At 72.2% G+C, this 20,981-nt stretch carries 18 protein-coding genes; 3 read left to right on the top strand and 15 right to left on the bottom strand.

Going from position 1 to position 20,981, the window contains the following annotated elements:
• Window positions 1-88: 88 nt before the first annotated feature.
• The 9 genes from ACZ5K7_RS41660 to infC form a co-directional block, all read right to left on the bottom strand.
• On the bottom strand, window positions 89-1,429 hold the full coding sequence (locus tag ACZ5K7_RS41660) for a transcriptional regulator (protein ID WP_351700452.1): 1,341 nt from the start codon (window positions 1,427-1,429) through the stop codon (window positions 89-91).
• 213 nt (window positions 1,430-1,642) lie between these two features.
• Complete coding sequence (locus ACZ5K7_RS41655) at window positions 1,643-2,749, bottom strand: PP2C family protein-serine/threonine phosphatase (RefSeq protein WP_468922494.1); 1,107 nt, start codon at window positions 2,747-2,749, stop codon at window positions 1,643-1,645.
• Between the two features lie 242 nt (window positions 2,750-2,991).
• Complete coding sequence (gene pheT / locus ACZ5K7_RS41650) at window positions 2,992-5,505, bottom strand: phenylalanine--tRNA ligase subunit beta (protein ID WP_468922491.1); 2,514 nt, start codon at window positions 5,503-5,505, stop codon at window positions 2,992-2,994.
• Complete coding sequence (gene pheS, locus ACZ5K7_RS41645; RefSeq protein ID WP_468922488.1) at window positions 5,505-6,626, bottom strand: phenylalanine--tRNA ligase subunit alpha; 1,122 nt, start codon at window positions 6,624-6,626, stop codon at window positions 5,505-5,507. Before pheS ends, pheT begins: the two co-directional genes overlap by 1 nt.
• 164 nt (window positions 6,627-6,790) lie before the next feature.
• On the bottom strand, window positions 6,791-7,936 hold the full coding sequence (locus tag ACZ5K7_RS41640) for a sensor histidine kinase (RefSeq protein WP_351700440.1): 1,146 nt from the start codon (window positions 7,934-7,936) through the stop codon (window positions 6,791-6,793).
• A 53-nt stretch (window positions 7,937-7,989) separates the two neighbouring features.
• Window positions 7,990-8,844 (bottom strand): TrmH family RNA methyltransferase, encoded by an 855-nt coding sequence (locus ACZ5K7_RS41635; protein WP_351700437.1) that lies wholly within the window; start codon window positions 8,842-8,844, stop codon window positions 7,990-7,992.
• 167 nt (window positions 8,845-9,011) lie between these two features.
• The gene (rplT, locus tag ACZ5K7_RS41630; RefSeq protein ID WP_018549117.1) at window positions 9,012-9,395 is read right to left on the bottom strand and encodes a 50S ribosomal protein L20; all 384 of its coding nucleotides are present in this window, start codon (window positions 9,393-9,395) and stop codon (window positions 9,012-9,014) included.
• A 98-nt stretch (window positions 9,396-9,493) separates the two neighbouring features.
• Entirely contained in the window at window positions 9,494-9,688 is a 195-nt protein-coding gene (rpmI, locus tag ACZ5K7_RS41625; RefSeq protein WP_351320349.1) for a 50S ribosomal protein L35, read from the bottom strand.
• A gap of 135 nt (window positions 9,689-9,823) precedes the next feature.
• Window positions 9,824-10,492: a translation initiation factor IF-3 gene (infC, locus tag ACZ5K7_RS41620; protein ID WP_351700687.1), complete on the bottom strand. Its 669-nt coding sequence runs from the start codon at window positions 10,490-10,492 to the stop codon at window positions 9,824-9,826.
• A 399-nt stretch (window positions 10,493-10,891) separates the two neighbouring features.
• On the opposite strand from infC, the gene ACZ5K7_RS41615 reads away from it, so the two are divergent.
• Entirely contained in the window at window positions 10,892-11,266 is a 375-nt protein-coding gene (locus ACZ5K7_RS41615) for a DUF1844 domain-containing protein (protein ID WP_351700433.1), read from the top strand.
• A 3-nt stretch (window positions 11,267-11,269) separates the two neighbouring features.
• On the opposite strand, the gene ACZ5K7_RS41610 is transcribed toward ACZ5K7_RS41615, so the two are convergent.
• Entirely contained in the window at window positions 11,270-12,001 is a 732-nt protein-coding gene (locus ACZ5K7_RS41610; RefSeq protein WP_351700430.1) for an SseB family protein, read from the bottom strand.
• Between the two features lie 150 nt (window positions 12,002-12,151).
• Between ACZ5K7_RS41610 and ACZ5K7_RS41605 the strand changes: the two genes are divergently transcribed.
• On the top strand, window positions 12,152-13,177 hold the full coding sequence (locus ACZ5K7_RS41605; protein WP_468922480.1) for a serine hydrolase: 1,026 nt from the start codon (window positions 12,152-12,154) through the stop codon (window positions 13,175-13,177).
• A 115-nt stretch (window positions 13,178-13,292) separates the two neighbouring features.
• Here the strand turns inward: ACZ5K7_RS41605 and mycP are convergent, their stop codons facing one another.
• Both mycP and ACZ5K7_RS41595 read right to left on the bottom strand, forming a co-directional pair.
• Entirely contained in the window at window positions 13,293-14,456 is a 1,164-nt protein-coding gene (gene mycP, locus ACZ5K7_RS41600; RefSeq protein WP_351700423.1) for a type VII secretion-associated serine protease mycosin, read from the bottom strand.
• Entirely contained in the window at window positions 14,453-15,526 is a 1,074-nt protein-coding gene (locus ACZ5K7_RS41595) for a hypothetical protein (protein ID WP_468922477.1), read from the bottom strand. The genes mycP and ACZ5K7_RS41595 overlap by 4 nt, the downstream gene beginning before the upstream one ends.
• A 1,227-nt stretch (window positions 15,527-16,753) precedes the next feature.
• On the opposite strand from ACZ5K7_RS41595, the gene ACZ5K7_RS41590 reads away from it, so the two are divergent.
• Window positions 16,754-17,956, top strand: coding sequence for an amino acid deaminase/aldolase (locus ACZ5K7_RS41590; protein ID WP_468922475.1), 1,203 nt, complete (start codon window positions 16,754-16,756; stop codon window positions 17,954-17,956).
• Here the strand turns inward: ACZ5K7_RS41590 and ACZ5K7_RS41585 are convergent.
• From ACZ5K7_RS41585 to ACZ5K7_RS41575, 3 genes are read right to left on the bottom strand one after another with little or no spacing between them, the layout of a single operon-like run.
• On the bottom strand, window positions 17,953-18,771 hold the full coding sequence (locus ACZ5K7_RS41585) for a DUF2510 domain-containing protein (RefSeq protein ID WP_351700684.1): 819 nt from the start codon (window positions 18,769-18,771) through the stop codon (window positions 17,953-17,955). The two genes, ACZ5K7_RS41590 and ACZ5K7_RS41585, sit on opposite strands and share 4 nt — an antisense overlap.
• Window positions 18,772-18,810: 39 nt before the next feature.
• Complete coding sequence (locus ACZ5K7_RS41580) at window positions 18,811-19,602, bottom strand: 3-oxoacyl-ACP reductase (RefSeq protein WP_468922472.1); 792 nt, start codon at window positions 19,600-19,602, stop codon at window positions 18,811-18,813.
• Window positions 19,599-20,978: an aldehyde dehydrogenase family protein gene (locus ACZ5K7_RS41575; RefSeq protein ID WP_468922469.1), complete on the bottom strand. Its 1,380-nt coding sequence runs from the start codon at window positions 20,976-20,978 to the stop codon at window positions 19,599-19,601. The genes ACZ5K7_RS41580 and ACZ5K7_RS41575 overlap by 4 nt, the downstream gene beginning before the upstream one ends.
• Window positions 20,979-20,981 lie beyond the last annotated feature (3 nt).

Here is a 20,981-nt window from a genome sequence, read left to right as displayed (position 1 = left end):
ACCTTCCGCCGAGTAAGTGGCAATATCGCAGCAGGGACTCCTCAGGCCTACAGGGCGCCTGGATCGACTGGATCCGTACGGGTGTGGTCTAGAGCGGTACGCGCAGTGCGCTGTCGATGAGCTCGGCGGCCTCGGCGGTTCCGGCCGAACCGCTGCGCACCAGGTGCTCGCGCACCGCGCGGAGTCTGTCGCGCAGTCGCTGGGACTCCATTCCGCGGGCCTGTTCGGCCATCTGCACGGCCGTGGCCACCGCGTTGTCCGCGTTTCCCTGGCGCAGTTCGATGGTGCTCAGCATGGCCAGCCGGTGCACCCGGCCCCGGTCGTGGGCCGGGTTGTCGACGGCGGCCGCGGCATGCTCCCGGGCGGCGGCGAGCTCGCCGAGACTGAGCAGCGCCTCGGCCACCTGCACATTGACCAGGCCGGGTTGGACATAGCCGGTCTCGTCGGGTTCATAGCCCCGCCGGATGCGTTCGGCGGCCGCCTCCGCACGCCGGATGCAGGACAGCGCGCTCGTGCCGTCGCCGAGGTGGGCGTACGCCTTGGACTGCATCGCGTAGAGGTCGGAGGCGAGCGCGGGGGTGATGTGCTTGCCGGCGGCCCGCAGCGCGGCCTCCGCGAACGCGACGGCCTGCCGGAACTCCCGCATGAACAGGGCCTGGTTGACAAGGAGCGCGATGACGTACGCGCCGAGTCCCCGGTCGCCGCTCGCCTTCGCCAGGCGCAGGGCCTGGTGGAAGTAACGCTGCGCGAGGCCATGGGCATCGGAGTCGTAGGCGCAGATCCCCACGATGGCGACCAAGCCGCCGGTCGCCCGGTGCAGTTGACGCCCCGTGGCATCCGTGTAGCTGCCCCGCAGCAGCGGAGCCGCCTCGGCGTTGAGGAAGCCGACGACCCGGGTGCGGGTCGCCATGCCGCCGGCCTTGCGGTACATCTGCTCGTAGTGGGCGCGGGCGGCACGCAGCATCTCCAGGTCGGCCGGGGTGACCCGGTGCCGTCCGCCGCGCGAGACGTCCACGTCCTCAGGGGGGTTCTCCCACTCCCACACCGGCATCACGGCAGGCGTGCCGGTGACGGCGGGGGCGCCGAGTATGTGCGGGCGCTGCTGTTCGTCGGACCGCCACAGCGCGGTGGCCCGTTCGACGAACCCGGAGAGCGAGGTGGTGTGCGGGACACTGGGCTCGCCGGGCACACCGAGGCCGATGTCGTCGAGGGTGACCGTGCGGTGCAGCCGGGCGGCGAGTACCTCGCAGATCAGGTCGGGCACCTGGCCGCGCGGCCGCTGGCCCTTCAACCAGCGGGCCACGGCGGTGTGTTCGTAGCGGAGCGAGAGTTCACGGGCGCGGCCCGCCTGGTTGACGTGGGCGGCGAGACCGGCGTGCGAGATCCCCGCCTCGTCCAGGATCGCGTCGAGCAGAGAGTTGGGCTGCATGGATGCCCCCCGAATGGCCTGGTGCCGTCAGCGTAGTGCGTGGGTGTTCACACGGGGTGTGAACGGAGTGCGCGAATCCGCAGCGTGCGCGCGCTGTTGCGGAGCGTGTCGGGTCGGTTGACTTAACTGCCTCGCAAGAGGCCGGCCGGGCCGCCGGCTCCCCCCTCGTACAGTGCGGTGGCCTGGCCGTTGGCTTGGCCGACGGTTCGTGGGTCAGCGGTGCGTTGTCGACTGCGGGTGAATGGGGGCTGGCCGCGCAGTTCCCCGCGCCCCCAAAGGGGCGCGTTGGTGGGCGCGTTCGTTGCGAAGTACCAGGAGGGCGATGTCGTCGGTGGGACGGCCGTTGGTGTGGTGGAGGAGAGCGGTGAACACCGTCTTCAGGATGCCCTGGGGAGAGACCGGGTGCGCTCGTACCGCTTTCGCCAGCGTCGCCGCCAGGGAGAAGAAGTGACCCCCCGCGTCTCGTGCGTCTTCCGCGCCGTCCGTGTACAGCACCAGGGACTCGCCGAGGTGCAGAGGGCCGCAGTCGGTGGGGGTGAGGTCCGTCGGTAGGGCGAACGGACCGAGGGGTGGTAGTGGATCGGCGCACGACAGTGGCTGCACCCGCACATCGCGCAGAACATACGGCCACGGGTGGCCGCAGTTGATCGCCCGTACGTCACCGTCCCCGGCGATCTCCAGGAGCAGCAGGGTGACGAACTCCTCGGCGACCGGGTTGTCCGGGTCCAGGCCGCTGGCGGGGTGTTCCGCCCTGGCTCGTTCTCGTAGGTGCCGGGCCAGGGCGCGGTCCAGCCGGCCGAGGACATGGCCCAGTTCGGGCTCGTCGTGGGCGGCCTCGCGGAAGCTGCCGAGGACGGCGGCGACGGTGCCGATGGCGGCCAGTCCGTGGCCGCGTACGTCGCCCATCACGACCCGCACGCCGTGCTCGGTGGCGACGGCCTCGTACAGGTCGCCGCCGATGGCCGCACCCCGGTCGGCGGAGAGCTGGGCGGCGGCGACGTTCAGCCCGGCGAGACGGGGCGGCAGTGGCCGCAGCAGTACGCTCTGCGCGGCGCCGGCGACCTTGCGGGCCTGCCGTAGCTCCTGGAGCAGGGCCCGCCGGACATGGAGTATCAGCCCGGTGCCGACCGCGAAGAACACGGCGCTGGTGACGATGCGCGCGCCGAGCCCGTTCTGCTCGGCCAGCGGGCATCCGAATTTGTACGAGACCGCGACGGCCCCCCACGCCGTGGGCAACCCCAGGGTGAGCGCACAGCGCGAGCGCCGAGAGCTGGTCCGGGGCCGCCTTCTGTGGGGAACCCCAGCCTTGATGCGGATCATGCCGATGGCCCCCAAGTAGGCCCTGACAGAACAGACGGACCGACCCCGAAAGGCCGGTCCGATTCTGTCGACGACATGCCCCGAAAGGGCCATGTCCGGGTTGGATCTCACCCAAATGAGTGACTAACCACAGGACACCCGCATTTATGCAGGTGGCAGGCGCCCCCGAAGGGGCGCGGGGAACTGCGCTATCAGCCACGACGCAACTCGCACCCGGCCGAAACGCGCAGTCCCCACGGCGCCTAACCCCGAAGCACCGCTCCCGTACGCTCACCCGCGAGGGCAACCGCCGCGTCCCGCGCGGCCGACGCCTCGTCCACGGTCAGCGTCCGGTCACCGGCCCGGAACCGCAGCGCGTACGCCAGCGACTTCTTCCCGTCGCCGAGCTGCTCGTCGTTGACATACACGTCGAACAGCCGGATGCCTTCGAGGAGTTCACCCGCGCCGTCGCGCAGCGCGGCCTCGACCTCGGCGGCCGGTACCGGCTTGTCCACCACGAGGGCGACATCCTGCGTGGCCACCGGGAACGTCGAGATGCTCGGCGCCTGCGGCACACCGTCGCCGGCCTGCTCCAGTGCGTCCAGGTTCAGCTCCGTCGCGCAGGTGCGCGCGGGCAGCCCCAGCGCCTTGAGCACCCGCGGGTGCAGCTCACCGGCGTGGCCCACGACCTGTTCGGTGCCGTCGGCGACGACCACCAGCTCGGCGCACCGGCCGGGGTGCCACGGCCCGTACTGTCCGGAGCGCACGATCAGCTCGGCGCCGGCCTCACGGGCGACCGCGCGCGCCGCCTCGACGGCGTCGGCCCAGTCGGCCGGACGGCCCTTGCCCCACCAGCCGGCCTGCTCGCGGGCGCCCGCGAGGACGACGGCCACGTGCCGGGGCTGCTCGGGCAGCACGGCGTTCAGCGCGGCGAGTTCCTCGTCGGTCGGGCGGCGGTCGACCGGCGGATGACCTGCGACGCCCTGCTCCTCGCGCGGGAGGAAGACCAGGCCGGTCTCGAACAGCGCCAGGTCGTGGGCGCCCCGACCGTCGTTGCGCCGCAGCGCACCGAGCAGACCCGGCAGCAGCGAGGTGCGCAGCACGGGCTCCTCGTCGTTGAGCGGGTTGGTCAGCCGGACGGCACGGCGGGCCGGGTCGTCGGCGGCCAGGCCCAGCTGGTCGAAGACCTGCTCGCTGACGAACGGGTAGTTCGGCGCCTCGACATAACCGGCGCCGGCCAGTGCCCGGCCCACCCGGCGGTGCAGCCGCTGCCGGTAGGTCAGACCGCGGCCGGCCGGCGGCTTGGGCAGCGTGGAGGGCAGGTTCTCGTAGCCCTCCAGGCGGATGACCTCTTCGGCCAGGTCGTTCTGTTCGAGGAGGTCGGGCCGCCAGGACGGGACGGTGACGATCAGCTCGTCCTGCCCGTAGACGTCGCAGCCGACCTCCTGGAGGCGGCGGACGACGGTCTCCCGTCCGTACTCGACACCCGCGACGGTGTCGGGGTGGTTCGCCGCGACGGAGATGGTGTGCGGCGCGGACGGCGCGATGACCTCGGTGACGCCGGCCTCGGCGGTGCCGCCGGCGAGCAGCACCAGCAGGTCGACGGTGCGCTGCGCGGCGGCGGCCGCGGCCTGCGGGTCGACCCCGCGCTCGAAGCGGCGGGAGGCCTCGGAGGACAGCTTGTGACGGCGGGCGGTGCGCGCGATGGCGACGGCGTCGAAGTGGGCCGCCTCGATGACCACGTCGGAGGTGGCGTTCTCGATGTCCTCGTGGTCGGCGATCTCGGTGTTGGCGCCGCCCATGACGCCCGCGAGGCCGATCGGGCCGCGGTCGTCGGTGATCACCAGGTCCTCGGCGTGCAGCTTCCGCTCGACGCCGTCGAGGGTGACGATCTTCTCGCCCTCGGCCGCGCGGCGGACCCCGATGGTGCCCTGGACCAGGGAGCGGTCGTAGGCGTGCAGCGGCTGGCCGAGCTCCATCATCACGTAGTTGGTGACGTCGACCGCAAGGGAGATCGGGCGCATGCCGACCTTCTGCAGGCGGCGCTGGAGCCAGATCGGGGAGCGGGCCTCGGGGCTCAGCCCGGTGACGGTGCGCGCGGTGAAGCGGTCGCAGCCGAGCGGGTCGGAGACCTGGACCGGGTAGCCGAAGGCGTTCGGTCCCGGCACGTCGATCAGCGCCGGGTCGCGCAGCGGCAGGCCGTAGGCGATGGCGGTCTCGCGGGCCACGCCGCGCAGGGACAGGCAGTCGCCGCGGTTGGCGGTGACGGCGATGTCCAGGACCTCGTCGACCAGTTCGAGGAGCTCGATGGCGTCCTTGCCGACCTCGGTCTCCGGCGGCAGCACGATGATGCCGTGGGTGCCGTCGGAGCCCATGCCCAGCTCGTCGCTGGAGCAGATCATGCCGTGGGAGGTCTTGCCGTACGTCTGGCGGGCGGCGATCGCGAAGCCGCCGGGGAGCACGGCCCCCGGCAGGACGACGACGACCTTGTCGCCGACGGAGAAGTTGCGGGCGCCGCAGACGATCTCCTGGGGCTCACCGGTGCCGTTGGCGGTGCCGACGTCGACGGTGCAGAAGCGGATCGGCTTCTTGAAGCCCTCCAGCTCCTCGATGGTCAGCACCCGGCCGACGACCAGGGGGCCCTTGAGGCCGTCGCCGAGTTGCTCGACGGTCTCGACCTCCAGACCGGCCGAAATCAGCTTGGCCTGCACGTCGCGGCCGGTCTCGGTGGCCGGCAGGTCGACGTACTCCCGCAGCCAGGAAAGCGGGACCCGCATCAGATCTCCATCCCGAACGGCCGGGTGAACCGGACGTCACCCTCGACCATGTCTCGCATGTCCTCGACGTTGTGGCGGAACATCAGCATCCGCTCGATGCCGAACCCGAAGGCGAAGCCGCTGTACTTCTCCGGGTCCACGCCGCAGGCGATGAGCACCCGCGGGTTGACCATGCCGCAGCCGCCCAGTTCGATCCAGCCCTCGGAGGAGCAGGTACGGCAGGGCCGGTCGGGGTTGCCGACGGACTCGCCCTTGCAGACGTAGCACAGCATGTCCATCTCGGCGCTGGGCTCGGTGAAGGGGAAGAAGTTCGGCCGCAGCCGGGTCTCCATGCCCTCGCCGAACAGCGACTGGACCATGTGGTCCAGGGTGCCCTTGAGGTCGGCCATGGTCAGGCCCTCGTCGACGGCGAGCAGCTCGACCTGGTGGAAGACCGGGGTGTGGGTGGCGTCCAGCTCGTCGGTGCGGTAGACGCGGCCCGGACAGATCACGTAGACCGGCAGCTCGCGGTCGAGCAGGGAGCGGATCTGGACCGGCGAGGTGTGGGTGCGCAGCACGGCACCGGACTCGGTGCCGCCCTCGGGGCCCTGCACGAAGAAGGTGTCCGCCTCGCCGCGGGCCGGGTGGTCCGGGCCGATGTTGAGGGCGTCGAAGTTGAACCACTCGGCCTCGACCTGCGGGCCCTCGGCGACCTCGTAGCCCATGGCCACGAAGATGTCCTCGATGCGCTCCGAGAACGTGGTCAGCGGGTGCCGGGCACCGACCGGGACCCGGTCGTAGGGCAGTGTGACGTCCACCGCCTCCTCGACCAGCACCCGGGCGTCACGCTCGGCCTCCAGTTCCTCCTGGCGGCCGGCGAGGGCCTTGTTCACGGCGCCGCGGGCCTGGCCGACCAGCTTTCCGGCGGCGGCCTTGGCGTGCGGGGGCAGGGCGCCGATCTCGCGGTTGGCGAGCGCCAGCGGGGAGGTGCCCCCGGTGTGGGCGACCTTGGCCTCCTGGAGCGCGTCGAGCGAGTCCGCGGCGGCGAAGGCGGCGAGCGCCTCGTCCCGCATGCGCTCGATCTCTTCCGGTTTCAACGCCTCGACCTCGACAGGGTCGTACGACTTATTGGGTGCCGACATCTCTTCCCGTGCTTCCCGATTGGCTGGCGGTGGTCCCCGAGACCGTGAGTGGGCCGTGTGAAGGACACAAAGGTGCCAAAGGCCGAGTCTAACGGGGTGGCGGAATGCGAAGCGCCCGCGGGCGGCTCAGGCGGTCTCCGTGATCACGGACAGTGTCTGTGATCTCAGGCGAGATACGCCGGTGCGCTCACGGGCAACGTAAATCGGAACTCGGCGCCGCCGCTCGCGGCGCGTCCGACGGTGATGGTGCCGCCGTGGGCCTCGACGATGCCCTTGACGATGTACAGCCCGAGGCCGGTGCCGCCGCGCTTGCTGCCCCGCCAGAAGCGGGTGAAGACGCGGTTCATGGACTCCTCCGGGATGCCTGGTCCCTCGTCGCTCACGGTGACCGACGTGGCCGTGTTGTCGAGGTCCTCCCCTTCGCGGGGGGACGCCGAGGGCGTGACGTCAATGGTGACGGTTCCCTCGCCGTGCCGCACGGCATTTTCGATGAGGTTGCTGAGGACCTGGTCGACCTTGTCGGGGTCGGCCCACAGCGCGGGCAGTGGCTGCTCGATGCGGAGCAGGAAGCGGTCGGCGGGCTGCCCGGCGGCGACGTACGCCTGGATGTGCCGTCCGACGGCCGCTCCTATGTCGACGGGCTGCCGGCGCAGTTCGAGGCGTCCGCTGTCGATCCTGGAGATGTCCAGCAGCTCGGCGATGAGCCGGGTGACCCGGTCGGCGTCCGCGTCGACCGTCTCCAGCATCAGCCGTTTCTGGTCGTCGGTGAACCGTTCCCATTTGGCGAGCAGGGTGGCGGTGAACCCCTTGACGGAGGTCAGCGGCGAGCGCAGCTCGTGGGCGACGGTGGCGATCAGTTCGGCGTGACTGCGTTCGGTACGGCGCCGGGCCTCGGTGTCCCGCAGCGACACGACGACCCGGCGGACGGGCCCGGTCGGTTCGGCACGTACGTAGGTGGCGGAGACCAGCACCTCCCGGCCGCCGGGCAGCAAAAGGTTCCGCTCCGGCTGGCCGAACCGGATGGCGAGGCCGCCGTAGGGATCGGTGAGCTGCCACCAGCGCCTGCCCTCCAGGTCCTCTAAGGGCAGTGCCTTCTCCAGGCGCTGTCCGAGGGCGTCGGCGGGGGCGGTGGCGGTGATCCGGGCGGCGGCGGCGTTGAAGCAGACGACGATGCCGTGCTCGTCGGCGACCACCAGGCCGTCGGGCAGCTCGTCGGGGTCGATGCCGAGCCCGGTGAGGTCGCCGTGCCGGGGTGCGGGTACGCGTCCGGTGCCGCGGCCGCCCGGCGCGTTGCTGGTGCCGACACTCATCCCCGTACTCCACCTCTCAGACGGCGCAGGAGGCCCCCGAGCTGGTCACCCTACTAGCTCTCGGTGACGGAACGGCACCCTCCGGAGGCGCGCTGTGCACGGGCCGTTGCGTAGAGACATACGGCGGCGGCGGTGGCGAGGTTCAGGCTTTCGGCTTTCCCGTGGATCGGAACGCGCACGACCGCGTCCGCCAGCGCGCGGGTCTCCTCCGGGAGCCCCCAGGCCTCGTTGCCGAAGACCCAGGCGGTGGGCCCGCCCATGGTGCCCTTGTCGAGCTCGTCGTCGAGGTCGTCGGTCCCGGCGCCGTCGGCGGCGAGGATCCGTACGCCGACGCCCTTCAGCCCGGCGACCGCCTCCTCGACGGGCACGCCGACGGCGACGGGCAGATGGAAGTGCGACCCGACGGAGGCGCGCACCGCCTTGGGGTTGTACAGGTCGACGGAGGCGTCGGTCAGTACGACGGCCTCGGCACCGGCGGCGTCGGCGCACCGCAGCACGGTCCCGGCGTTGCCGGGGTCGCGGACGTTGGCGAGGACGGCGACGAGCTGGGGGCGGGCGGCGAGGATGTCCTCGAACGGGGTGTCCAGGAACCGGCAGACACCGACCAGCCCCTGCGGGGTGACGGTGGTGGAGATGTCGGCGATGACCTCTTCGGAGGCGAGGTGGATCCGGGCGCCGACGTCACGGGCCGCCCCGACGATGTCGGCGTACCGCTCCGCGGCCTCGACGGTCGCGAACAGCTCGACGAGCGTCGCCGTTCCGCCGGTCCGATGCCCAGCCGCCTCCCGCACGGCCTGCGGCCCCTCGGCGAGAAACAGCCGGTCCTTCCCCCGGAAGTTCCGCTTCTCAAGCCGCCGGGCAGCGGCGACACGTGCGGAACGGGGAGAGATCAGCTCGGGGCTGGGCATGTGTGGATCACTTTCAAGGTAACGCGACGAAAGGCGCCCCTGTAGGGGCGCGGGGAACTGCGCGACCAGCCCCCACCGGCCCGCGGCCGTGGAACCTCAACAACAGGACCCGCAAGCCCTAAAGCCTGCGGGTCCTCAAGTCACGTCGGCCAGGGCCAGCGCCAGCGTCACGCGGCCTTCGGCGCGTTGACGTCCGCCGGCAGCGCCTTCTGCGCGACCTCGACGAGCGCGGCGAACGCGCCGGCGTCGTTGACCGCCAGCTCGGCCAGGATCTTGCGGTCGACCTCGACGTTCGCGGCCTTCAGACCCTGGATGAAGCGGTTGTACGTGATGCCGTTGGCGCGGGCAGCGGCGTTGATGCGCTGGATCCACAGCTGACGGAAGTCGCCCTTGCGCTTCTTGCGGTCGTTGTAGTTGTAGACCAGCGAGTGGGTGACCTGCTCCTTGGCCTTGCGGTACAGGCGCGAACGCTGACCGCGGTAGCCGGAGGCCGCCTCGAGGATCGCCCGGCGCTTCTTGTGGGCGTTGACTGCCCGCTTGACGCGTGCCACTTGTTAACTCCTTGTAGCGGGGCCGCGGTTGGACTCACGCGGCCCGGAAACGACTGGGTCCCGGATCTGACTTCAGGGCGCCGGCCGGCGCCCGCGCGTCACTTGCCGAGAAGCTTCTTGATCTTCGCGGTGTCGCCGGGGGCCATCTCGGCGGTGCCGGTGAGGCGGCGCGTCACGCGGGACGACTTGTGCTCGAGCAGGTGGCGCTTGCCGGCGCGCTCACGCAGGACCTTGCCGGAGCCGGTCACCTTGAAGCGCTTGCTGGCACCGCTGTGCGTCTTGTTCTTCGGCATAGCGCCGTTATCTCCTCGTCGATGGCGCTCCGGTGCCCGGTCGCGAAACCGGGCACAGTGGAACGTCGCTCTTGTATCGGTTTACATCCTGAGGCTGTCGCCCCTGGGTGCTGACCTGGGGCGGTTGCCCCGGGATCACGCCTCGGCAGGCTCCTCGGCGGGCGCCTCGGCCTCGGCCTCGACCTCGGCGTCGGCATCCAGCTCGGCGGCGTTCTGCGACTTGCCGGGGTTGGCCTTCGCTTCGGCCTTGCGGGCTTCCTGCGCCTGCCGGGCCTCGGCCATCGCCTCGGTCTTCTTCTTGTGCGGACCGAGAACCATGATCATGTTCCGGCCGTCCTGCTTCGGGTTCGACTCGACGAAACCGAGGTCCTGGACGTCCTCCGCGAGACGCTGCAGCAGTCGGTAGCCCAGCTCGGGCCGGGACTGCTCGCGACCACGGAACATGATCGTGATCTTGACCTTGTCGCCCTGCTTGAGGAACCGTACGACGTGACCCTTCTTGGTGTCATAGTCGTGCGGGTCGATCTTCGGCCGGAGCTTCATTTCCTTGATGACCGTGTGCGCCTGGTTCTTGCGCGCCTCACGGGCCTTCATGGCCGACTCGTACTTGAACTTGCCGTAGTCCATGAGCTTGCAGACCGGCGGGCGTGCGCTCGCCGCCACCTCGACCAGGTCGAGGTCGTACTCCTGCGCAAGCTCCAGTGCCTTGGCCAGGGGGACGATGCCCACCTGCTCGCCACTGGGACCGACAAGTCGCACCTCGGGAACGCGAATCCGGTCGTTGATGCGGGGCTCGGTGCTGATGGATCCTCCTCGGTAGCACCACGCGACGTCTGGCGGACAGCCGCGTAACGTCTCTTCTCGTAAGACCTAACCGCACCGAAGCACAAAAAATGCCCCGGACGATCACAGGCAGGGCTCCTCGAACTACCGGAGCACCGCCGCGGGGATCGCGGGGCGCACTATCGGACGGAACGCCGTCGCCATAGCGGCGAAGCGACCGTCTGACCGGTGACCCGCCGCCCGGCAGGGCGGTCAGGTGGGAGTTCGAAGCCTCCACTTGTGGGCCGGGTCGGTGAGCCGTGAGGCATACCTGTTCGGCCGGTCGTCACACAAGGTTAGCAGCAAAGCCGAGAGAGGACCAATTGGGGCGTCGTGGGGCCAGGTCGGAGACCCGGGCCCGCTGCGCCTATCGTGTGCGTCATGAGTGAAACGCCCCTTCCCGGCACCGGTGACGCCGGCCAGCCCGACTTCGACGAGATGACCCGCGACATCGCCGAGGTCCCCGCGGTCGAGGTGATCGTGACGGTCGCCGTCAACCTGATGAGCGCCGCGGCCGTGAAGCTCGGCCTCACCGAGGAGGGCGACAAGTACAAGGACCTGGACGAGGCCCGCAAGCTGGTCACCGCCCTCGCCGGGCTGCTCGACGCGTCCGCGACCGAGATCAGCTCCTTCCACGCGGCCCCGCTGCGGGACGGCCTGAAGTCGCTCCAGCTGGCCTTCCGCGAGGCCTCGATCGTCCCCGACGAGCCGGGCCAGGGCCCCGGCGAGAAGTACACCGGCCCGGTCTACGGCTAGCGGTCAGTTCCGCTCGTACAAGGGCTCGCCCGGCGGCACGGCCCCGGCCGGCAGCAGCGCCAGGTCCAGGCCGCGTACCAGGCGGGCCCGCAGTGTCTCGTCGGCGGCGAGCCGCCCGGCGACCGCCTGGGCGGTCTCGGCGGGCGGTGCGGCCGGGTCGAGGACCAGGGCGAGGGTGCCGTCGGCCCGGCCCGGCCCGAGGTGGGCACGGCGCACGGCGGGCTCGGCGGCCACCACCGTACGGACGGCCTCGATCACGGCCGGGTCGGCCAGCGGATCGACCGTGGTCCGCCCCTCCGCGAGCGCGAGCAGCGCCGGCCCGGTCAGTTCGAACGGCACCGGCCCCGACAGGTCCAGCACCACCGTGTCCGCCTTCTCGTGCGCGGCGGCCTGGAGCGCCTGATGCAGGGGGACGGCGACGGGCCGCGCCGCCGGGTCCCAGCGGGCCAGCGACTCGGTGGAGGTGAAGGCGGGCAGGGCGGTGCGGTGACCGGCCTTCAGGGTGGGCACGGCCATGTCGCTGGTCTTCTCGCGGCGCAGCCCGTTCCCGTCCTCCTCCACCTCGCCGAGGACGGCCACCACCGGGACGAGCAGCCGGGCGCCCTTCAGTGCCGCCAGGACGGGTCCCACCGCCGTGCGGTCCTCGGCCCAGGCGGCCAGCGCGGCGGCCAGCCGGGGGTCGGCGGAGCCGTCGTCGGCGGAGTAGCCGGAGTCGGGAATGTTCTTGTTCGCCACGGTCCCCGACCCTATCGGGGGGATGCTGCTGCGGTTGTGCGGCCCCCGAAACCGGATCGACACGGCTTTCACGGGATTCTCAGATATCCCTGATCTGCTTCTAACGTCCAGCAAACGGATCGCACAGTCCACGCCCCGAGCATCGCGGGCATGGAGTCCCCCAGAGCCACCCCAGGATCCCGGCGGGCCCGCCGCCGTGCCCGGCCCCGGCGCCGGGCTCTTCTCTACGTCTCCCTCGCCACGGTCGCCGTCCTCGGCGTCACCGCGGCGGGAACCGTGTACGTGAAGGCGCACGCCCGCGACGGCGGCGCCGTATCCTCGGCTGGTTCGCCGACGCCCTCTTCCCCTTCCTCTTCTTCCTCTTCTTCCTCTTCATCGGCCTCGGCGAGCGGGGAGGCATCGGTGGAACCCGTGACGGAGCCGGCCGTGGACCGGGACGCGCTGCTGAGCACGGCGATGGGGGCGGTGACCGTGCCGTCCGGGGCGAAGGTGTCGGCGGCCGTCCTCGACCTGGACTCCGGGGACAGCGCGGTCTACGGCGACACCGCGTTCGACACCGCGAGCATCGTCAAGGTCGACATCCTGGCGACGCTGCTGCTCCAGGCGCAGGACGCGGGACGGCATCTGACGGCGACGGAGAAGGCGTACGCCACGAAGATGATCGAGAACAGCGACAACACGTCGGCGTCGGAGCTGTGGGACGTCATCGGCAAGGCGGCGGGTCTGGACGCGGCGAACAAGCGCTTCGGGCTGACGGACACCGAGGGCGGCGACGGAGCGCTGTGGGGGCTGACCCAGACCACGGCGGCGGACCAGCTCACCCTGCTCCAGCAGGTGTTCGGGGACGACTCGAAACTGAGCGAGGCCTCGCGGTCGTATCTCCAGGGCCTGATGAAGACGATCGAGTCCGACCAGCGGTGGGGGGTTTCGGCCGCCGCCGACGGTTCGGAGTTCGCGCTGAAGAACGGGTGGCTGGCGCGGAGTTCGACCGGGCTGTGGGATGTCAACAGCATCGGGCGGGTGACGGTGGGCGGGACCGACTATCTGGTCGCGGTGCTGTCCAACGGGACGGTGAGCCAGGCGAAGGGGATCTCGCTGGTGGAGGGGGCGGCGAAGGCGGCGGTGCGTTCCTTCACGGCCGTCGATTCGTCCGCGTCTGCTTCGGCTTCGCAGTAGGGGGAGGGTGCAACGGTTCGCGGGCGGGTGCGGGACCGGTGGGGGCTGGTCGCGCAGTTCCCCGCGTCCCTGAAGGGGGCGCCTGCCGTCAGGGCGTCTCCAAAGCAGGGGCTGTTCAGAGAGACCGGCGGCGGTTGCGCCACAGGACTCCCGCTGCCACCAGCAGTACGCCGCCCGCGCCGCCCGCCAGTGGGGCCGCCCAGTCCGTCGCGCTGGTTGTCGCCTTCTCCGTGTCCGGGCCCGGGCCGAAGTACTTCTTGCCGTACGACGCCGAGGTCAGGCTCTGTGTCTTCAGCTTGGCCGCGTCCTTGATCGCCGCCGCCGGGTCGATCATGCCGAAGCCCCGGGAGTCGTCACGGCCGCCGGACGGGGCGTCGCGGGCCGTGTCCTCCAGGAGCTTCTTGACCTGGGCCGGGGTGAGGCCGGGATGGGCGGCCTTGATCAGGGCGACGGCGCCCGACACGAAGGCGGAGGCGGCGCTGGTGCCCCACCCCTCGTAGTACTTGTGGTCCGGGTCGGCGATGACGATGTCGACGCCGGGTGCGCTGACCGTGGCGTACCAGCGGCGGGTGGAGAAGGCGGCGCGGGTGCCGAACTTGTCCACCGCGGTGGCGGCGATGACGCCCGGATAGGCGGCCGGGTAGGAGATGTGGTCGCCCTTGTCGCCGCCGTTGCCGGCCGAGGCGACGACCACGACGTCCTTCTTCAGGGCGTACTGGATGGCCTCGTCCTCGCTGGGCTCGGGGTGCGCGGAGTCGGAGTCGTCGCCGAGGGAGAGGTTGATGACATCGGCGCCGTGGTCGGCGGCCCAGCGGATGCCCTCCGCGAGGGCGTTGCCACGGCTGGAGCGGGCCTTGCCGCGGGCGCTGTCGCCGTCTTCGAGGATGACCCGGACGGGCAGGATCTTGGCTTCCGGGGCGACCCCCATCACGCCCTCGCCGTCGCCGATCCCGTGGCCGTGACCGGCGATGATGCCGGCCATGGCGGTGCCGTGCCGGGCCCAGGTGCGCTCGCCGGGCCTGGCGCCGAAGCCGATCATGTCCTTGGCGGTGAGGACGTTGCCGACCAGGTCGGGGTGGTCGGCCTCGACACCGGTGTCCAGGACGGCGACGGTGACGCCCTTGCCCTTGGTGGTCCCCCACGCCTCGTCGAGGTGCAGGGCGGACAGGCCCCACTGCTGGGCGCGGATGCTGTCCGCGTAGGCGGTCGTGGACGGCAGGAGGGCAAGCGAGCCGGCGAGCAGCAGGCTCACCGCGGCCCCGGTTGCGCGGCGCTTCATGAGGGCTTCTCCGTTGCCGAGTCTGCGGTGGTCTGCCGCAGTCGCCGTTCGATGCGGTCGGCCAGGCCCTGGGCCTCGTTGCCGAGGCCGGCCTGGGCCGCGGCCGTGGTGGCGCCGGAGGCCTCCGCGTCGGCGGCGGACTGCGGGGTGTCGACGCTGCGGCCGTCGGCCCAGCCGGAGACGGCGTAGGCGACGACCGGGGCGTCGGTGAGCACGGAGATCGTCCAGGAGGCGCGCTGGTGCCGGCCGAACCGCTCGGCGGCGGTGCCCTTCGCGGCGTACGGGAGGGGCATCAGGTCGGTACGGCGGTCCAGGTGCTCGTCCTTGAACCGCTTGGCGAGGGCGGTCATCCCGGCCGGGTCGGCCTTGGTGAACAGCAGCCCCACGGTCGTCACATAGCTCTGGGTGGCGTCGGTGTAGGTGGCGCGGATCAGGCGCTGGCAGCCGACGGGGGCGAGCGCCTTGCGCAGCAGCGGGTCGAAGGCGTCGGCACAGCCGGTGGCGGGGGCGACGGCGATCCGGGTCCAGGTGCGGTCGGCTCCGCCGGGGCCGGCGCCGGTGCCCAGCACGGTGGGCGGGAAGAGTTCGTCGACGGGCACGTTGTGCCACAGGCCGGCGGCCGCGCTGAAGCTGGTCGCCACGGCCACGTCACCGTCGTCGTCGACGATCCAGCTTCCGGTCACCGCACCGCCGATGAGGCCCAGGCCGAGCACCATGCAGGCGGCGGCAGCGGCGGTACGGGGCGCCACCCGACTGACCAACGACCGCCCCCAGCCCCGCTCGTCGTACCCCTCGGGCTCGCCGAACGTGACAACGGGCCGGTTGCTGCCGGGAGTTCCCGGGGTGGCGGTCCAGGACATCGCCGGGTCCGGCAACGGGCCGGGGCCGTGCGGCGAGGCGGCGGTGTCACGGGACGGCGGGGCGACGCCGGGGTCCGGGGGTGCCGTGGGCCGGGGCGGGAGCGGCGGGGTGGTCGGCTTGGGGGGCTTCGCCGGACGGGGCGGCGGCGGGGTCGTCTGCGGAGGCGTCGCGGGGCGCGGCGGGGCCGTCGGCATCGGGAACGTCCGCATGTGCGGGCTCCAGGCGGTCCCCGACTCCGGCGCACCGAAGGGGGCCGGGAAGTCACCGCGCGACCGCTCGGGCCGCCTGGCACCGGGCACGCCGGAGGAACCTCGGGCCGGCTCGGCGGCACCGGGGGGTCCGTCCGAGGACGCCTCCGGTTCCTCCGCGGCACGGACCGGACGAAGCGAGGCGGTCGACTCCGAAGCGGACTCCGGACGCCGGTCCGACAGCCCGGGCCCGTACGGCGGCCGGGACTGCGCACCGCGACCGGCCTCCCTTCCGGGAGACACCGGCCGTTCGTTCCGGCGATCCTCGCCGGGCGGCACCGGCGATTCGCTGCGGCGGACCCCCGGACCCGAAAACTCCGGCGGCACACTCCGGCCGCTCTCCCGCCCGGAAGCCCCGGACGGTGTGACGCCGCCACCCTCCCGGTCGGGGGAAACGGGCGGCGCGGACCGGGCGGTCTGTGCGGCGGGCGGGGCGGCTGGCGTGGACCGGCCGGGCTGTGCGGCGGAGGTGGTGGGTGGGGTGTCCGGGAAGCGGGCCGAGGCGGGGGGTGGGGGCGCGGTGGGCGGGCTCTGCGGGGGGCGGAGGTCGGGATAGCGGGGGCGTGTGATGCGTTCGGCAGACACCGGGCGGGCGCCCGCCCTGTCCCCCGCACCCTGCTCGCCCTGCGCCACCGCACCGCCCCGACTCGTCCGGTCCTCACGACTCTGCTGCACGCCGGGCCGTCCCGGCAGCTGGTCCTGCCCGGTGGTGTCGGCCCTACCACTGGATACGTCGGACCCGTGCGACCAGTTCACTCGGTTCGGCCGGTCGAAGAACCCCGGGCCGCCGGTCCGGCCGCTCGCGTCGGCGGTACCCGGCTCCGCATCCTGGCCGGCCGCCCCGTCGCCACCGCCGTCGGCGCTGCGCGCGGGATCGGGCGAAGGGCGTCGCGGGATCGGGGCGTGCCGCGCTTCCGTGCTCATACGCCCCCCGTTTCCTCGTGCCCGGGCCAACTCCCCGTACGGGCCGGCGTGCCCCCCGGCGCGACAGACGTCCGCCCCCGGGCACGCATACCCGCACACGCGGATCCGCATCCCGGCGCGGGTCAGGCGGCCGGGGTCGTCCGCCGTACGTGCGCGTCACTCTACGGGTTGTCCGAGGGCGAACGGGAACCAGTCCACGACCCCGGGGTATCTGCCCGTATCGTCCCCCTACCCTGCGGTAATCCTGTCTGGCAGGCTTCGTTCATGACTGCGCGCGCCGCCGACCGGGCCCGTTACGACCGGGCCACCGCCCATCTGGACGCCCCTCTCGCGATCGTCGATCTGGAGGCCTTCGACGCCAACGCGGACGATCTCGTGCGCCGGGCCGGCGGCAAGCCGGTACGGGTCGCGAGCAAGTCCGTACGCTGCCGGCACCTGCTGGAACGGGTCCTCGCCAGGGACGGTTTCGCCGGGATCATGTCCTTCACGCTCGCGGAGTCGCTGTGGCTCGCGCGCTCGGGTTTCGAGGACATCCTGCTGGCCTATCCGTCCGCCGACCGGGCCCGGTTCGCCGAACTGGCCGCCGACCCCAAGCTGGCCGCCGCCGTGACAGTGATGATCGACGACCCGGCGCACCTCGACCTGATCGACGCGGCCCGCGCCGGCGGGAACGAAGAGGTGCGGGTCTGCCTGGAGTTGGACACCTCGCTGAAGCTGCTCGGGGGCCGGGTGCGGGTCGGGGCCCGGCGGTCGCCGCTGTACTCCCCCGCCCAGCTCGCCGACCTGGCGCGGACCGTGGCCCGCCGGCCGGGCTTCAGGCTGGTCGGGATCATGGCGTACGAGGGGCACATCGCCGGGGTCGGGGACCGTGTCGCCGGCCGGCCGCTGCGCTCCCGCGCGGTCCGGCTGATGCAGGCCACCGCCCGCCGTGAGCTGGCCGAGCGGCGCGCCGCGGTGGTGCGGGCGGTCCGGGCGGTGACGCCGGACCTGGAGTTCGTGAACGGCGGCGGCACGGGCAGTGTGCAGACCACGGCGGCGGAGGACGCGGTCACCGAGATAGCGGCCGGGTCGGGCCTGTACGTGCCCCGGCTCTTCGACAACTACACGTCGTTCACCGGCCGGCCGGCCGCCCTGTTCGCCATGCCGGTGGTCCGGCGGCCCGGTGTCGGGGTCGTCACCGTCCTCGGCGGCGGCTACCCGGCCTCGGGCGCCGCGGGCCCCGACCGGCTGCCGGTGCCGTACCTGCCGCAGGGGCTGTCGTACGACCCGCAGGAGGGCCCCGGCGAGGTGCAGACCCCGCTGCTCGGCTCCGCGGCGGACGACCTGCTGATCGGCGACAAGGTGTGGTTCCGGCACGCCAAGGCGGGCGAGCTGTGTGAGCGGTTCGACGAGCTGCGGCTGGTCGAGGGCGACCGGGTGACGGCGACCGTGCCGACGTACCGCGGGGAAGGTCACACCTTCCTCTAACCTTCCGGTTTCCGGTCCACCGGGCGGATACCGCTGGTGATCGCGTCCATGTCGGACAGCGGCGGTCCGTCCGGGCCTGCGTCGAAGACGAACCGGACGACGACCGGGGCCGGGATGCCGGTGTGGGAGGGGAAGGCGAGGGACTGGACGTAGCCGCCGGGTCCCTCGGCCGTCCTGACCCGCCAGCGCACCAGGTATCCGTCGCCGCCGGCGACCGCGACCCGCCCGGCCTTGACGACCTGGTGGGAACGGATGCCGCCGAAGGGCCGCCGGCCGCCGGGATCGTGGCCGTAGGCCGTCTCGGCCGCGTCCGGTACGTCCCGTTCGGCGACGGTGCGCGCGGAGCTGCCGTCGGCGCTGCCCGCCGTACGGCTGATGACCTCGCCGTGCCGGCACCGGCCGGTGTCGGCCGGACAGCCGTAGGTGCCGTCGGTGGTCATCACGACGTCGTCCTGGGCGAGGTACGAGGGGCTGGTCCAGCCGGTCGGGACCGGCAGGGTGATGCCGTTGAGCTGGTCGACCACTAGGGACGGCGGCGGTGGGCCGGTGGGGGCGGTGTTGATCGTGGTGTCCGTGCCGGCGCGCAGCCCGTCGGTGCGGAGCACGGTGGCGCCGCCGACGATCGCCGTCGCCAGTACCGCTCCGGCGGATATCAGCGCGACCGCCTTGGCGCGTCCGGACGCCCCGGCCGCCGTCGGGGTCGGCGGCGCGGGGAGGCCGGACGGGGTGCGCCGGTGCGCGGTCCAGGTCCTGCCGTCCCACCAGCGCTCCAGGTGCGGGGCCTGTGGGTCGTGGTACCAGCCGGGCGGCGTCATGCTCACTCCCGCACTGTAGGACGGGAGTTGGGGTGGCTCCTACAGGGGTGTGACGTACGCCCCGGAGATCCCGCCGTCCACCAGGAAGTCGCTGGCGTTGACGAAGGAGGAGTCGTCGCTGGCCAGGAAGGCGACGGCGGCGGCGATCTCCTCGGCCTCGGCGAACCGGCCGAGCGGGATGTGGACGAGGCGGCGGGCGGCCCGCTCGGGGTCCTTGGCGAACAGTTCCTGGAGGAGGGGGGTGTTGACCGGTCCCGGGCAGAGCGCGTTGACGCGGATGCCCTCCCTGGCGAACTGGACGCCCAGTTCACGGGACATGGCCAGAACTCCCCCCTTGGACGCGGTGTACGAGATCTGTGAGGTCGCCGCGCCCATCCGCGCCACGAAGGACGCGGTGTTGATGATGGAGCCCTTGCCCTGGCGCCGCATGTAGGGGATGGCGGCCTTGCAGCACAGGTAGACGGAGGTGAGGTTGACCTCCTGGACGCGTTTCCAGGCCTCCAGGCCGGTCTCCAGGATGGAGTCGTCGTCGGGCGGCGAGATGCCGGCGTTGTTGAAGGCGATGTCGACGCTGCCGTAGGTGTCGTAGGCCGTCTTGAAGAGGGCCTCGACCTGTTCGGCGTCGGTGACGTCGACCTTCACGAAGAGCCCGCCGACCTCCTCGGCGGCGGCCTTGCCGCGGGTGTCGTCGACGTCGCCGCAGACGACGTGCGCGCCCTCGGAGGCGAGCCGCCGTGCGGTGGCGAGGCCGATGCCGCTGCCGGCTCCGGTGATGACGGCGGTGCGGCCGACGAGTCGGCGGCAGACGATGTCAGGGGTCTCAGCGGTCACTGTGCGGGGCCCTCCGTGCTGATGAAGACGTTCTTGGTCTCGGTGAAGGCGGTGAGCGCGTCCGGGCCGAGTTCGCGGCCGATCCCCGACTGCTTGTAGCCGCCGAAGGGGGTCCAGTAGCGGACGCTGGAGTGGGAGTTGACGGACAGGTTGCCGGCCTTGACGGCCCCCGAGACGCGCAGTGCGCGGCCGACGTCACGGGTCCACAGGGAGCCGGAGAGGCCGTAGTCGGTGTCGTTGGCGATGCGGATCGCGTCGGCCTCGTCGTCGAAGGGGATGACGGCGGCGACGGGTCCGAAGACCTCCTCGACGGCCACGCGCGCGTGCGGGTCGACGCCGGTGAGGACGGTCGGCGGGAACCAGAAGCCGGGGCCCTCGGGGGCCTTGCCACGGATGCCGGGCGCCTCGGGGTCGACGTACGAACGGACGCGGTCCAGCTGGGACCTGGAGATCAGCGGGCCCATGTCGGTCTTCTCGTCGGCCGGGTCGCCGACGGTGACGGACTCGATCGCGGGGGCGAGGAGTTCCAGGAAGCGGTCGTGGACGGACCGCTGGACGAGGATGCGGGTGCGGGCGCAGCAGTCCTGGCCGGAGTTGTCCAGGAAGGACATGGGGGCGGCGGCCGCGGCGGCCTCGATGTCGGCGTCGGCGAAGACGATGTTGGGGCTCTTGCCGCCGAGTTCGAGGGTCACGCGCTTCACCTGGTCGGCGCAGAGCGCCATGATGCGCTTGCCGACGCGGGTGGAGCCGGTGAACACGATCTTGGCGACGCCGGGGTGGCGGACCAGGGCCTCGCCCGCGATGTCGCCGCGGCCGGGCAGTACCTGGAAGAGGTGCTCGGGCAGGCCCGCCGCCAGGGCGAGTTCGGCGAGGCGGAGCGCGGTGAGGGGGGTGGTCTCGGCGGGCTTCAGGAGCACCGCGTTGCCGGCCGCGAGAGCGGGGGCGGTCCCCCAGGCCGCGATGGGCATGGGGAAGTTCCAGGGGGCGATCACGCCGACGACCCCGAGGGGTTCGAGGAGGGTGATGTCGAGGCCGCCGGGCACCGGGATCTGGCGTCCGGTCAGCCGCTCCACTCCGCCGGCCGCGTAGTCGAGCAGGTCCCGGACGTTGCCCGCCTCCCAGCGGGCGTTGCCGATGGTGTGCCCGGCCTCGCGGACCTCCAGCTGGGCGAGTTCTTCGCGGTGTTCGTCGACGACGACGGCGAACCGGCGCAGCAGCCGGGCCCGTTCGCCGGGCGCGAGCGCGGCCCACCGCCGCTGGGCCTCTGCGGCCCGTCGTACGGCGGTGTCGATGTCCTCCTCCACTGCCCCGGGGACGGTCGCGATCACCTCCTCCGTGGCCGGGTCGAGGACGTCGAGTTCGTACTGTTGCGACAAGTG

The organism is Streptomyces sp. NPDC031497, from assembly GCF_055580905.1.
Note: the sequence above shows the minus strand (reverse complement) of the source record. Positions and strands in the feature narration are given on the sequence as shown.

Excerpts from the sequence above, each read along its gene's own strand:
- pheT (WP_468922491.1), bottom strand. The coding sequence starts at position 5,505 with ATGCGGGTCCCGCTTTCCTGGCTGCGGGAGTACGTCGACCTGCCGGCC.
- mycP (WP_351700423.1), bottom strand. The coding sequence starts at position 14,456 with ATGAAGCGCCGCGCAACCGGGGCCGCGGTGAGCCTGCTGCTCGCCGGC.
- ACZ5K7_RS41595 (WP_468922477.1), bottom strand. The coding sequence starts at position 15,526 with ATGCGGACGTTCCCGATGCCGACGGCCCCGCCGCGCCCCGCGACGCCT.
- ACZ5K7_RS41590 (WP_468922475.1), top strand. The coding sequence starts at position 16,754 with ATGACTGCGCGCGCCGCCGACCGGGCCCGTTACGACCGGGCCACCGCC.
- ACZ5K7_RS41640 (WP_351700440.1), bottom strand. The coding sequence starts at position 7,936 with ATGAGTGTCGGCACCAGCAACGCGCCGGGCGGCCGCGGCACCGGACGC.
- ACZ5K7_RS41615 (WP_351700433.1), top strand. The coding sequence starts at position 10,892 with ATGAGTGAAACGCCCCTTCCCGGCACCGGTGACGCCGGCCAGCCCGAC.
- ACZ5K7_RS41635 (WP_351700437.1), bottom strand. The coding sequence starts at position 8,844 with ATGCCCAGCCCCGAGCTGATCTCTCCCCGTTCCGCACGTGTCGCCGCT.
- pheS (WP_468922488.1), bottom strand. The coding sequence starts at position 6,626 with ATGTCGGCACCCAATAAGTCGTACGACCCTGTCGAGGTCGAGGCGTTG.
- ACZ5K7_RS41585 (WP_351700684.1), bottom strand. The coding sequence starts at position 18,771 with ATGACGCCGCCCGGCTGGTACCACGACCCACAGGCCCCGCACCTGGAG.
- ACZ5K7_RS41660 (WP_351700452.1), bottom strand. The coding sequence starts at position 1,429 with ATGCAGCCCAACTCTCTGCTCGACGCGATCCTGGACGAGGCGGGGATC.
- ACZ5K7_RS41655 (WP_468922494.1), bottom strand. The coding sequence starts at position 2,749 with ATGATCCGCATCAAGGCTGGGGTTCCCCACAGAAGGCGGCCCCGGACC.
- ACZ5K7_RS41605 (WP_468922480.1), top strand. The coding sequence starts at position 12,152 with ATGGAGTCCCCCAGAGCCACCCCAGGATCCCGGCGGGCCCGCCGCCGT.
- rpmI (WP_351320349.1), bottom strand. The coding sequence starts at position 9,688 with ATGCCGAAGAACAAGACGCACAGCGGTGCCAGCAAGCGCTTCAAGGTG.